Here is a 13,120-nt window from a genome sequence, read left to right as displayed (position 1 = left end):
CGAAGGTATTAAAACAGTTTGATTGGCGGTTTATACTTTTCAGTCAGGCAGGCGTAATCCACGCGGCATCAAGGTCCTGGAACACCGTTCCGGATAGCGCCACCGTGGCCAATGGCATAAAGCATAAAAAGCGCCTTTCGGCGCTCTTTACACTTTTATGTTGCGAACTTTTATCTTTCTACCACCCTCACATTAATACCCTCGCTATGCGCATTAAATTCAGGCGCGTACATACATTGCGCCGTAGCTACGCCGTTGGAGAAGGCGCCTTCATGCGTTACGTACATCGGGTATTCAAACACCCACGTGCCTTTGGGCAAAGCGCTGAAGAAGAAGTCCGTACTGGCATCCTTCGTGCTTTCATAGTAGCCCAGGCCGCCCTGCCATTTGGCGGTACTCAGCACGTTCACCGGTTCAAAAGCCGCTGCACGCATGTCTTTCAGGTGTACGTATTCCATATCCCTGTCGACCCGCAAAATAATTCTTGCTTTCAGTTTATCGCCCACGTGCAACTCATTGCCATCCTTCAGTTGCGTTAACACCGGACCGTTGGCGGCATTTACTTCCTTGTATAACTGCTTTTCGATGGACAGCGGCGTTTGCGCCGCGGTGATTTTATCCAGCTGCTCAAAGTATTGCCAGTACACGGCTCCCCAGGAAGGCTGGCCATTGCTGCCTTTCACCGCCACTGTTATTTTGCCCATGGCAGGTTTTACGTCTTTCCCGTTGAACTGCTTACGGATATAACCTGTTCCCGCTTCTGCATTTTCATTCGCGCTGTTAATATCGATGGAACCGAGCTGAATATCCACTGTTGGCGCGGCAGCCAGCCAGTTGTCGCCACCGATGAGCATCGCATAACAACCATCCGCCGTTGCTTTCGTCGTATTCCAGTTATTGGTTTGTTTATGCTTCAGCAACCAGGTTTTCATCTGCGCAGCGGCCTGCTTGTCGCCCGCAATGGTACTGAATGCATCGATCAGCATCGCCTGTGTTTCCACCGGCGCCTGGCTCCAGAAATACCCGCCGGTATTGGCTTTCCAATACATGCCCATTTCCGGGGAAACGATCGCATTCTCCTTCAGTGATTTTAGTATAGCCGTTGCCGTTACTTTGTCATTGAGGCGGTACAACACCAATGCAGTCATCGCTTTTTCATACAGCGTAAACTTGAGCCAGTCCTGCTTCGCCAGTTTCAGGTAGTAGTTGTGAACCGCAGTAACGTCCCCGCTTTTGGCCACGTCAAAGAAACTCCTGGCGTAGAGATACTGGATATCGATACCGTAAACATGCTGGTTTTCCGGCTTGGGCTTCTGCGCCATCATTCGTTTGTAGTCCGCTACCACTCTTGCATCCAGGTATTGAATAGCCTTTTCAGCGATCGCGTTTGCCCGGGCGTTGCGCTGGCCCGTGAGGCTATTCAGCCTGCCTATGCCTGCCACGATATATTGGGTAATAAAACGATCGTCCGCCAGGCCGGCAAACCACGGGAAGGAACCGTTGTGGTTCTGCTTCGCAGCCAGCTGTTGCAACGCTTGCTCAGCGCCGGTTTGAATAGTTGCCGCATCAAAGAGTTTGGCAATGTTATGCTTCTGCTGATTTTCATTTTTCGCATCCAGCACCCAGGGCGTTTGCTGCAAGAGGAGCGACTTCAGGTCCTGGTTCTTTTCCAGGTTGCTCATCAGCGCAGCGGTATCGGTTGTTTTCCACTTTTCAAATATCTCCTTAATCGCCGGGCGCTGGCCTACAATCCAGGAGCCGAGCACATTGGCGTAATACCTGTTAAACACCTGCTCCGCACAATCATACGGATACTCCATCAGGTACGGTAACGCCTGTACGGTGTACCAGGCAGGATTGCTGGTGTACTCCACTGTAACCGCATGCTGTTGCAGGGTTTCGGAGTTGCCGCTTTCTTCCAGCTTTTTGAAGGTGACTGCTTTTTTACCATCACCTGTCATCGACAGCGGCACGGATTCCGTTACCAGCATACGATTGGTCAGCACTGGCAGCGCGTTCTCTTCGCCATCGCTGAAGTTACCCGCCTGCGCAGTGATCCGGTAAATTAACGTACTACCGAAACCGTTAGGCACCTGCAACGGGAAGGCCACCTGCGTACTCTGACCAGCTTTGGCAGTAAAGTGCTGCACCGGGAAAATATTCTGGAACCAGCCATCCACCGGCTGCATGGTAGCGGCATCCAGCAGTTCCAGCCGCGCCTGGCCTATCAGCTGGGAATCCGCCAGGTTACTGATCTTGGCAGTGAAATTAATTTTATCTCCTTCCCGCATGAACCTCGGCGCAAAAGGCTGCACCATCAATGTTTTCTGCGTTACGATTTCTGCTGACAGCAGGCCAAACGCTGCTTCCTTCGTATTGGCCAGGCCTTGGAACTTCCATTTGGTAAGGGCTTCCGGCATAGCGAATTCAAAGGATACATTGCCGGCCGCATCTGTTCTTAAATCAGGGAAGAAGAAAGCGGTTTCGTTGAAATTGGCGCGGGCTTTTGCCGGCGCTTCCGTAGCAGTTGCCGCAGGCGGCGTGGGCGCTGCACTGGTTGCATCTGCGGCAGCGGCCATCGCCTCTCCTTTTGCCATCTTAGCCAGTGGCGCTGCCGCCGGCCTGGCGCGTTCATACATAACGTCTTCCTTCACCATGGTTACGGCGCCGGGATTACCGCCGCCTCTCATCCCATAGATCCTGTGCCTGCCGGTGAGGTCCAGTCCCCAGCCAAACCAGTTCAGCGAAGGATAAACTACATAGGTATATTTATTTTTATCCTGCGCAAAGCTAATAACGGAGGCTATTTCCGAACCGCTGTTATCCTGCATATTCAATCCCATGCGCTCATAATTGGCGCTGCCCCATAGCGGCAGGCTCCATGCGAAAGGCCGCAGCGCATCCAGCGAAGCGTCGTACATACCGGCCAGCAAAGAGGCCTGTACTTTTTGCGCATTTTCGCCGGTGATCTTAACGGACCATTTCTCTTTTTCGCCGGGCGCCAGCTTATCGCGGTGCGCTCCCAGCTCTACTTTCAATTGTTTATCCGCGGTGGCAACGGGGAGCATGACAGCGATGCGCTGGAAGCGGTTATCCCTGATCCAGTTGTAATTAACCTGCAGGCCTCCCAAATCCGCTTGCGTCAGTTGGTATTTTCGTGTATCCGTATTAGTTAGTTTAAAAGCTGTCACAACCGCCGGTTGCTCTCCCCGCATTTCTTCCTGCAACACGTAGGCATCTTTGGCGGAAGCGATTTTTATCACTGCCTGTTCGCCGGGTTTGTAGGATTTTTTTTCTGTATGGTACCAGGTGTACATCGGATAAGGCATGGTTTCCTTACCCGCTTCAGTTACTTCAAAAATGGCTTTTTGCACTACCGGCTTACCTTTGGCAGGGGTGGCCGTTACTTCCAGCTGGTAGTAGCCGGGTTTAAGCTTCTTATATCCCGGATCGGTAATCCCTTCTTTCACGCTGGCCAGCTGCTTTTCAAAAACGGCAGGCAGCAGGGGGCGGTGCTGCAACTGGTCTTCATCCTTGTAAACATCCAGCGGAAACAGCTTCGCATATTCTTCCGCGGTGTAGATAAACTGATCCGGTTGCTCCCAGTACCTTTCCCGCAGGAGGCGATCCAGCGGTTGCACCGGCTGCACGCGCAGCTGCAGGCTGGCCGGCTCAAACTCCCCGTTGAGGTTGGTGGTTTTAATGCTCACCTTGTCCCAGGCATCTACCTGGAGCGACAATAAAATGGTTTGGTAGCCTGCGTTGATTTCCTGTACCTGGCTGCGGGTTTCGCCATTAATATCCGTTACCGTGGCTGATACCTGGTACACGAAATAAGGCGCCAGCGCTGTGTCGATTGTTTTATCCGGAACGGCGGTAAACTGAATCCTGAATTTGCCCTGCGCATCCGTAGTGGTAGCGCCGTTCACAATTTCCTGGCTGTTGCCCCTTGGGCCATAGAACTTGTAGGCCAGCCACGGATAAGGGAAGCGCGGTATGCGCACTACGCGGTAGCTCACCATGGCGCCATCGACATTATTTCCTGCAAAGGCAATAGCCTGGCCTTGCGCAGTAACGGTATCGCCTACACGATAAGCTACTTTTACCGGGTCAAATTTGACTTCAAACTTAGGACGTTTGTATTCTTCCACGTTGAAACCCGCGCTGGAATGCGCGACGGTTTCCGTCAGCCGGTAGCTGCCCGTCAGGCGGCCCGGCGGCAGGGTGAACTTACCGGAGAAAGCCCCAAAGTCATTGGTGGTAACAGCTACGGAGTCTATCACTTCGTCGTTGGCATCCCGCAGCTCCACGGTGGTTTTAAAGGCAGGCAATATGCGGCTGTCCTTATTCTTTTCTTTTTGCAGGGCTATGCCTTTGAAATACACCACTTGTCCGGGGCGGTACAGGCCTCTGTCCGTAAAGAAGAACACCGTTCTGTTTTCTTCATTTGCCGGCGGCGCCACCGTGCCGCCAACCCGGAAGGCATAGTCGTTAACACGCGAAACGATCAGCTGCTGGCCTTTGTAGGACCACAACATCCATTTATCCGCATAGCGTTTGGTGGTATAGTTAACAGTTATTTTTCCATTGTTATCGGTAGTACCAGTAAAAACCTGTTCCAGCTTTTTGGTATCCGGGTTAGGGGTCATGGTACGGATTTCCAGCTTCGCGCCCGGCAAAGGCTGGCCGGTAGTGCGGTCCAGCGCGTAGAGGGTGGAGTCGCTACCGAGGAAAGCGATGTCCGACACGTTGAAGAACTTGCCCACCATCAGGTTATCCATGATATTGAAGCTGGCGTCAGCACTCATCAGCAGCAGGTACATCCCTGGCTGCAGGGCGTCAACTTTCACTTCGGCGGCATGGGCAAAATGGTCCGTGCCGGCCGGCAGCGACTGACTCCAGGTGCGCACGCCGGGCGTACTTTTTATGAGTTGCAGGATCAGTTGATGATCGTCGTACCACTGCATGTCCTTCAGCGCGTTGCTCCACTGGCTTTCCGTAACGGGGATCAGTTTGAAATAGGCGGCGCCGGTATTCCTGTATTTGGTGAGTATGCGCAGGGGTTGACCGGGCACATTTACTTTCTCGGTGGTCAGCTCTATTTCAGGATGCAGCAGCCGGTTTTTGATGTTCTGGCATTCAGCTGCGCCTGCCGCTTTGGGAAACGCTTTCAGGGCGTTATCGCAAATTTCCAGGACCTGGCTAAGCTGCTGGTGCTGGGCCGGGGTGGCTGATTTAATATCGTACAAGCCCAGGGGAAGCCCTTCCAGGAGGGTTTCCGCCTTCAGGGCGGCCACGGTAGCATAGGCGGGGCTGGTTTTGTAGGCTTGCAGCATTTGGGTAAGCGCGCCGTTGTACAACTCGTCCTTATCCGCTGCAACGCTGATCTCTTTTGCGTATTTGATGCGTTGCACATCCGCTTCGGCGAGTGCTGCTGGCTGCGGATCCTGGAGGTGGAAGGCCACGAGGTCCTGGTAGAGCCGCAGGGCTTTCCATTGCAGGCTGCTGGTATCGGTGGAGGTAAAGGCATGTTTGGCAAACTGCGAAGCCGGCGCAAAAGCAGCGGGGTCCGTCAGTTCAAACTGGTTGGCTGGCCTACGGATGTTGCTGTAACCGGAGCGGAAATAATTGATGGCCCGGTACGCCAGCAGGTCGTACACCGTAGGCTGCAGCCCTTCGGCATTTTCGCCTTTAGCGATAATCTGGTTGTAGGCAGCCAGGGGGGCTTTTTTCAGCGGTTCCGGGTGGCTGAGGGAAGCTTCGTAGGCCTGCGTGATGGCATTGGTCAGCCTTTGGGCGGACCAGGTGCGGATATCCGGGTTCTGATCGTCCACCACATCCAGGCGGTTGAGGAGGGTGTAGGAATTAGACTGCAGGTAGGCCCACAGCACTTCCCCCTTCATGCTTTGGAGGATGGCCTTGGCGGGGCCCTGCGCATCGGCAATTTCTTTATCGAGCCGGGTTAGGCCATAATCTAGACTACTGTCTTTCAGGGCGGAAGCGTACTTCAGCTGATAGATCAGGGCTTTGATCCTTTGTTCCTGGTTATTACCGGCGGCAGCCTTGCGGAAGATTTCGTCCACCTTTTTAGCGCCGGAAGTGGTCAGCCCTTCTTTCTCCAGCTGTTCTACTTCTTTCCATAATTTGTTATAATCTGACTGGGCCATGGTGTTGGTAACGGTTAAGGTTAAAACAATGCACAATGCTAACAGGGTACGCATAATGGGTTTATTTGGAATTGGAGTAAAAGAAAAAGGTGAAAAGTATAGGTAAATACCCATTACTCTCCACCTTTTCAGAATATATTACTTACCGGAAAATTAAGCCAGTGCAGCTTTTTTGCTCAGCACTTCCGCCATGGTTTTACCGATATTGGCAGGGCTTTCTACAACGTGAACGCCGCATTCAGCCATGATTTTCATTTTAGCGGCAGCGGTATCTTCCGCACCACCGATGATAGCGCCTGCGTGGCCCATACGGCGGCCCGGAGGAGCGGTTTGACCAGCGATGAAACCTACCACCGGTTTGGTACCGTGTTCTTTGATCCAGCGCGCAGCGTCAGCTTCCATGCTACCGCCGATTTCACCGATCATGATGATACCTTCGGTTTCAGGATCGTTCATCAGCAGTTCCACTGCATCTTTGGTGGGGGTGCCGATGATCGGATCGCCACCGATACCGATAGCGGTAGACACACCCAGACCAGCTTTAACCACCTGGTCAGCCGCTTCGTAAGTCAGGGTACCGGATTTGGATACGATACCGATCTTACCTTTTTTGAAGATAAAGCCAGGCATGATACCCACTTTAGCTTCTTCCGCAGTGATAACGCCAGGGCAGTTAGGTCCGATGAGGCGAGTGTTAGTACCTACCAGGAAGTTTTTGGCTTTAATCATGTCCTGAACAGGGATACCTTCAGTGATACATACCACCAGGGCTACGCCAGCTTCGGCAGCTTCCATGATAGCGTCAGCGGCAAATGCCGGCGGCACAAAAATGATTGAAACGTTCGCACCGGTAGCTTTTACTGCATCCGCAACGGTATTGAATACCGGGCGCTCCAGGTGAGTGGTGCCACCCTTACCAGGCGTAACGCCACCTACTACATTGGTTCCGTAATCGATCATCTGTGTGGCGTGGAAAGTACCTTCTGTACCGGTAAATCCTTGCACAATCACCTTACTATCCTTATTAACTAAAACACTCATCGCGCTTGTTTTATTGGTTTATTTTATAATATTTATTTTCTCCGGTGAGGCAAAAATAAGCTGAATTGAACAATTCTGCAATTTAGCCCTCCCGGAATCCGTTGCGTTTTGCAATTTACGTTATGTACCAATAAGTCCCGGAAGAAAATTTGTACGCAGGGGCGCACTGAACACTGTTTATTCCGGCTTTTGCCGGTCGCCGCCGGCCGGGTTGCCCGCTTTATTCTTCAAGTCTTCCTTCCATTTACCGCTACTAAACAGCTCATGCTGACGCATTTCCTTCGCTTCCCGGAGGAACTCGGAGGCAAAGATGAAGTCGTTCAGCAACTGGTCGTTACTAAACACTATTTCCTTATTGGAGCCTTCCCACTGCTTCTGGCCCTGGTACATGTACACGATATGGTCCCCGCTTTCCATCACGGTATTCATATCGTGGGTGTTGATAACGGTGGTGATATTGTATTCTACGGTCAGTTCCTTGATCAGCTGGTCGATCAGCAAAGATGTTTGCGGATCCAGCCCGGAGTTGGGCTCATCGCAAAACAGGTATTTCGGGTTCAGCACGATGGCCCGGGCAATGCCCACCCTTTTTTTCATCCCCCCGGAAATTTCCGCGGGAAACTTTTTGGCGGCATCTTTCAGGTTCACCCTTTCCAGGCATTCCGCCACGCGCTTTTTCTTATCGCGGTAGCTGCCTGTTCCGAACATTTCCAAAGGAAACATTACATTCTGCTCCACCGTCATACTGTCAAACAAGGCCGAGCCCTGGAACAGCATGCCTATCTCCTGGCGGATCACTTTACGCTCGTGGGTATCCATGTTGGTAAAGTCCTTCCCGTCGTAGAGGATTTTGCCGGCATCCACCTCAATCAGCCCTACCATACACTTCATCATCACGGTTTTTCCGCTGCCGCTGGCGCCGATAATCAGGTTTACCTTACCGGACTCCATTACCGCGGAAACGCCTTTCAAAATCTCTTTATCCCCAAAGCCTTTTTTTATGTCTTGCAGTTCGATCATGATTAGTAGAAATAGCTTAGAGTAAAATGGCTGTCAATGCGTAGTCCATAAACAGCACCAGCACGCAGCTCACCACTACCGAGGTGGTACTGGCCTTACCGATTTCCAGGGCGCCCCCTTTTACGTTATACCCGTAATAGGCGGATACGCTGGCAATAATAAATCCGAAGGTATAGGACTTCGCCAGTGCGAAAAATACGTTATAGGCCCTGAAATCCTGCCTTAAGCCCTGCAGGAATTCATCCGGAGAGATGATGCCGGAGAGCACGCCGGCTTCCTTACCGCCCCAAACCCCGAGAAACCCTGAAATCATTACCAGTATCGGAATCATGAGTAAGGCTGCCAGTATTTTAGGCAAGATGAGGTAGCCTTTGGTGTTAATACCCATGATCTCGAGCGCATCTATCTGCTCGGTCACGCGCATATTCCCCAGCTCGGAGGCTATTTTGGAGCCTACCACGCCCGCCAGTACAATACTGGTAAGGGTAGGCGCAAATTCAAGAATAATGGTATCCCGCACTACCTGGGCGATAGTACTTTTAGGAATGATTGGGTTTACAAGCTGGTAGGCGGTTTGCAGGGTGGTAACCCCACCCATGAAGAGGGAAATGATGAATACTATCCCGAACGACCCTACGCCGATATCCACGCACTGCTGCATAAACTGTTTCCAGTACATCTTCATGTTTTCCGGGCGGGAAAACATGCCTTTCAGCATCAGTAAATAGTTTCCAAAATGATAAAAGAATCTGAATTCCATAACCGGCCAAAGATATGACAGATTTTATCAAACGTCACTGAATTTCCGATTAAATAAACCGGCTATTTCAAGCTGCTAACCAGCAGGCGTTTCAGGCTGCGTTCCACAATCTCCCCCATGGACTTGCACCTGGAAAAAGCCTGATCATGATAATATTCCGCCAGCTCGCTGCCCAGCTGGTGGATCTTCTCGGGGAAGGATACACGATCCGTCATGATCACATCCCGGAGGTCCTTGATACGGTGCCGCTGCACCTTGATGCGGCGGGCCATGAGCGCCCGCTCCTCCTGCTGGTACTGCTTTACCACCTCGGCATTCAGGTGGCGGATGGCCAGCTCCACGAATACCCGGTTTTCCTTGAAGAACTGGGGCATGTAGAGGGTGCGCTTGCCTTCATAAAACTGCTGGTCAAAGTCGATCGCCCGGATGCGGAACTGCACATCGTCAAAATCAGGGGTAATATCAAATACGAAGTTATAGCTGCGCATATCGCCCAGCAGGCGTACAAAACAGCGCTCGTTGAACTTCACAAACTCTTTGGCGATGCGCTTGGGGTTAAACTCCGGCCGGTGCAGCCAGTGTTCAATAAACTGATCTCCCGGCACGCCGGCAATATGCTCTTCCACCAGCGTGTTGCCGTCAATGAGGAAGTTCATCCAGTACGGGGACAGTATATGTTCCAGCTCCAGGCCGTAGATGCGGGAAGCGTCGGCAATCTTCACATAAAAATAATCGTACACCTCGTTGTAGTTATTGACGATCTTGATCCGGAAAGGGTGGCTGTTACCGAAGGTACAGTAGTCGATCCGCTCGATGTGCAAATGCTCTTCCGCCGTTTGGTCGCCCCCGGCCTTGAGGATGGAGTAGATGCGTTTCAGCCCTGCGTGAATGGCGTCCTGCATGCTATGCGGGTAAAACACGGTTTCCCAGAGGGTGTCCTTCCCCTGTTTGTCGTACACGGGAATGGCATATTCGTAATACCGCAGTTCCTGGTAGTCCACCGGCAATTTCACCTCCCGTTCGTAGAGCTTCAGGTAGTTCCGGAAGGCCTGGTTGATCGGGAAAAATATCTTTTTTCTGGAGATTTCCTGCATGACTTAAATATAGCACATTTCGGAAAGCTGCGCGCAAAAAAGCCATCAGCGTGAGCATGGCGGTGGTTGTACCGCATCCTCACGCTGATGGCTATATTATCAGACCAGATTATTTCTTTTTCTTGCCTTTGGATTTATCATCCGCCTTTTTATCGCGGCAGCATTTCTCCTGCGCGTCTACCACGGCGATGTTCACCATGTTCACAATCTGGCGTACGGTGCTACCCAGTTGCAGAATGTGTACCGGCTTTTTCATACCCAGCAATACCGGACCGATGGCGTCAAAGCCGGCTACTTCCTGCAGGAGGTTGTAGGCGACGTTACCTGCGGTCAGGTTAGGGAAGATGAGGGTGTTCACTTCTCCATCCATCAGCTCCGTGAAAGGATAGTTATCCTTCAGGATTTCCTTGTTAAAGGCCATTGCTGCCTGGATTTCGCCATCCACGATCAGCGAAGGATTTCTTTGCTTCACGATATCGCGGGCTTTGGCCACCAGCTGCGCTTCAGGGGTTGGGCTGGAACCGAAGTTGGAGTACGACAGCATCGCGATGCGCGGGGTGATGTTGAAGTGTTGCACTTCTTTTGCCACCATCAGGGTGATCTCTGCCAGTTCTTCCGCGGTAGGGTTGAAGTTGACGGTGGTATCAGCCAGGAACAGCGGTCCGCGTTTGGTTTGGATGATGTACATACCTGCTACCTTCTTCACGCCTTCTTCCATACCGATCACCTGCAGTGCCGGGCGGATGGTATCAGGGTATTTACGGGTCAGGCCGGAGATCAGCGCATCCGCTTCACCGGTTTCCACCATCATACAGCCGAAGTAGTTACGCTCGCGCATTACCTTCTTCGCTTCATACAGGTTAAAGCCTTTACGCTTGCGCTTTTCGAAGAACAGTTCTCCGAATTTGTGGCGTTTTTCCTGCATTTCATCGCTCTTAGGATCGATCAGCTGGATGTCTTCAATGTCGATGGCATGTTCCGCAGCGAGGTTACGGATACGGGCTTCGTTACCGAGCAGGATCGGAATGGCGATACCTTCGTCGTTCACTACCTGTGCGGCTTTCAGCACTTTGATATTATCCGCCTCTGCGAATACCACTTTCCTTGGATCGCGGCGCGCTTTGGTGCCGATCACGCGGAACAGCTGGTTGTCCAGTCCGAGGCGACCGTTGAGTTCTACTTTATAAGCTTCCCAGTCCGTGATAGGATGTGTGGCCACACCGCTTTCCATCGCCGCTTTAGCCACTGCCGGCGCTACAGTGCTCAGCAGGCGTGGGTCCAGTGGTTTTGGAATGATGTATTTAGGACCGAAGAAGATATTTTTTTCATTGTATGCGAGGTTCACGATATCCGGCACCGGGGATTTGGCCAGTTCGGCCAGGGCGCGTACAGCGGCCAGTTTCATGGCTTCGTTGATCTGCGTGGCTCTCACGTCGAGGGCGCCGCGGAAGATGTACGGGAAGCCCAGTACGTTGTTTACCTGGTTGGGATAATCGGAGCGGCCGGTAGCCATGATTACGTCGGGGCGTGCTGCCACGGCGGCGTCGTACGCGATCTCAGGGTCAGGGTTTGCCATTGCCATAACGATCGGGTTTTTAGCCATGCTCTTGATCATATCCTGGGTAACCACGTTACCTACGGAGAGGCCGAGGAATACGTCCGCGCCTTTCATGGCTTCCGCCAGTGTTTTCACTTTGGACTTAGTGGCAAATTGCATATGCATTGCGCTCAGGTCCTTACGCTCGGTGTTCAGCACCCCGTCTTTATCGAAGAGGATGAAGTTTTCCAGCTTCGCGCCCAGCGCCAGGTAGAGGCGAACGCAGGCCATAGCGGCTGCGCCGGCGCCGTTCACTACTATCTTAACTTTATCAATTTTCTTTTTTACCAGTTCCAGACCGTTGAGGAGGGCTGCGCTTGAAATGATCGCCGTACCGTGCTGGTCGTCGTGCATTACAGGTATTTTCAGCTCTTTACGCAGTCTGTCTTCGATTTCAAAGCATTCCGGGCTCTTGATATCCTCGAGGTTGATACCACCGAAGGTAGGCTCCAGCGCTTTCACAGCGGCTACGAAGCTATCCGGATCTTTGGCATTCAATTCAATATCAAATACGTCGATGTCAGCAAAAATCTTGAACAATACACCTTTACCTTCCATCACAGGCTTGCCTGCTTCAGGACCAATATCTCCGAGGCCCAGTACGGCGGTACCATTGCTGATTACCCCTACCAGGTTACCTTTGGCTGTATATTTGTAAACATTTTCCGGATCGTTGTAAATCTCCTTACACGGTTCGGCTACACCTGGAGAATAAGCGAGGGAGAGGTCCCATTGTGATTTTGTATTTTTCGTAGGTACTACTTCAATTTTGCCCGGCCTGCCTTTTGCATGATAGTCTAATGCATCCTGCTTGTTCAGTTTTTTTGCCATATCAAGTTTAGATTGTTGTAATTGGGCGTGCAATATACGAAGTATTGCAGTAAGACGGCCAGTAAATCCCCGGGGCTTAGCCAGCTCAACTCATAAATAACAGTTAAATTTCCTTACTTTTACGGTGTTAAACATTTGCAAATAATATGATACAACGCATCCAGAGTCTTTACCTGTTATTAGCCGCCGGCGCAGGCGTAGGAGTGCTTCTCAGCAACTTATGGAAAGCAACTTTTTCTAATTCCCCGGAGATATCTTATGTGAATGCCTCCAATAATTACCTGATGTATGTGCTTTATATCATCATCCTATTAATGGCATTTGCATGTATTTTCCTGTATAAGAAGAGAAAATTGCAGTTCCGTTTAACGGTGATCAACATCCTGCTGACGCTTGGCGCTATCGCCTACCAGTATTACCTGGTACAGAAAGAAGCTAACGCATTGGTTGCCAGTGGGAAAGTAATCGCTAACGCGTCCTATTTGCCGGGGTCCTTTTTGCCGATTGTGATGGTGGTGCTGCTGTTCCTGGCTGCAAGGGGGATTTATAAGGATGAAAAACTGATTAAATCACTGGATCGTCTTAGATGATAAATAATGTTATATAGAAA

General features: G+C 51.5%; 7 protein-coding genes. 1 reads left to right on the top strand and 6 read right to left on the bottom strand.

Going from position 1 to position 13,120, the window contains the following annotated elements; genetic code table 11:
- Positions 1 to 170: 170 nt before the first annotated feature.
- From BOC67_RS13685 to BOC67_RS13660, 6 genes are all read right to left on the bottom strand, one after another.
- Positions 171 to 6,221, bottom strand: a complete 6,051-nt coding sequence (locus BOC67_RS13685; protein WP_291910904.1) for an MG2 domain-containing protein — start codon at positions 6,219 to 6,221, stop codon at positions 171 to 173.
- A 99-nt stretch (positions 6,222 to 6,320) separates the two neighbouring features.
- On the bottom strand, positions 6,321 to 7,208 hold the full coding sequence (sucD, locus tag BOC67_RS13680; protein WP_291910903.1) for a succinate--CoA ligase subunit alpha: 888 nt from the start codon (positions 7,206 to 7,208) through the stop codon (positions 6,321 to 6,323).
- Positions 7,209 to 7,385: 177 nt separating this feature from the next.
- Positions 7,386 to 8,228, bottom strand: a complete 843-nt coding sequence (locus BOC67_RS13675; RefSeq protein WP_291910902.1) for an ABC transporter ATP-binding protein — start codon at positions 8,226 to 8,228, stop codon at positions 7,386 to 7,388.
- 16 nt (positions 8,229 to 8,244) lie between these two features.
- Positions 8,245 to 8,988 (bottom strand): ABC transporter permease, encoded by a 744-nt coding sequence (locus BOC67_RS13670; protein WP_291910901.1) that lies wholly within the window; start codon positions 8,986 to 8,988, stop codon positions 8,245 to 8,247.
- A gap of 62 nt (positions 8,989 to 9,050) precedes the next feature.
- Positions 9,051 to 10,082: a hypothetical protein gene (locus BOC67_RS13665; RefSeq protein WP_291910900.1), complete on the bottom strand. Its 1,032-nt coding sequence runs from the start codon at positions 10,080 to 10,082 to the stop codon at positions 9,051 to 9,053.
- Positions 10,083 to 10,191: 109 nt separating this feature from the next.
- The gene (locus BOC67_RS13660) at positions 10,192 to 12,510 is read right to left on the bottom strand and encodes an NADP-dependent malic enzyme (protein ID WP_291910899.1); all 2,319 of its coding nucleotides are present in this window, start codon (positions 12,508 to 12,510) and stop codon (positions 10,192 to 10,194) included.
- Between the two features lie 146 nt (positions 12,511 to 12,656).
- Between BOC67_RS13660 and BOC67_RS13655 the strand changes: the two genes are divergently transcribed.
- The gene (locus tag BOC67_RS13655; protein ID WP_291910898.1) at positions 12,657 to 13,100 is read left to right on the top strand and encodes a DUF4293 domain-containing protein; all 444 of its coding nucleotides are present in this window, start codon (positions 12,657 to 12,659) and stop codon (positions 13,098 to 13,100) included.
- Positions 13,101 to 13,120 lie beyond the last annotated feature (20 nt).

This window comes from Chitinophaga sp. CB10 (assembly GCA_001870995.2).
In the GTDB taxonomy this organism is placed as follows: domain Bacteria; phylum Bacteroidota; class Bacteroidia; order Chitinophagales; family Chitinophagaceae; genus Chitinophaga.
The sequence above is the reverse complement of the archived record's forward strand: the minus strand, read 5'-3'. Positions and strand labels throughout refer to the sequence as shown.

Bases quoted from the DNA above. Each gene is read 5' to 3' on its own strand.
- BOC67_RS13685 (WP_291910904.1), bottom strand. From the start codon at position 6,221: ATGCGTACCCTGTTAGCATTGTGCATTGTTTTAACCTTAACCGTTACC.
- BOC67_RS13660 (WP_291910899.1), bottom strand. From the start codon at position 12,510: ATGGCAAAAAAACTGAACAAGCAGGATGCATTAGACTATCATGCAAAA.
- sucD (WP_291910903.1), bottom strand. From the start codon at position 7,208: ATGAGTGTTTTAGTTAATAAGGATAGTAAGGTGATTGTGCAAGGATTT.
- BOC67_RS13655 (WP_291910898.1), top strand. From the start codon at position 12,657: ATGATACAACGCATCCAGAGTCTTTACCTGTTATTAGCCGCCGGCGCA.
- BOC67_RS13665 (WP_291910900.1), bottom strand. From the start codon at position 10,082: ATGCAGGAAATCTCCAGAAAAAAGATATTTTTCCCGATCAACCAGGCC.
- BOC67_RS13675 (WP_291910902.1), bottom strand. From the start codon at position 8,228: ATGATCGAACTGCAAGACATAAAAAAAGGCTTTGGGGATAAAGAGATT.
- BOC67_RS13670 (WP_291910901.1), bottom strand. From the start codon at position 8,988: ATGGAATTCAGATTCTTTTATCATTTTGGAAACTATTTACTGATGCTG.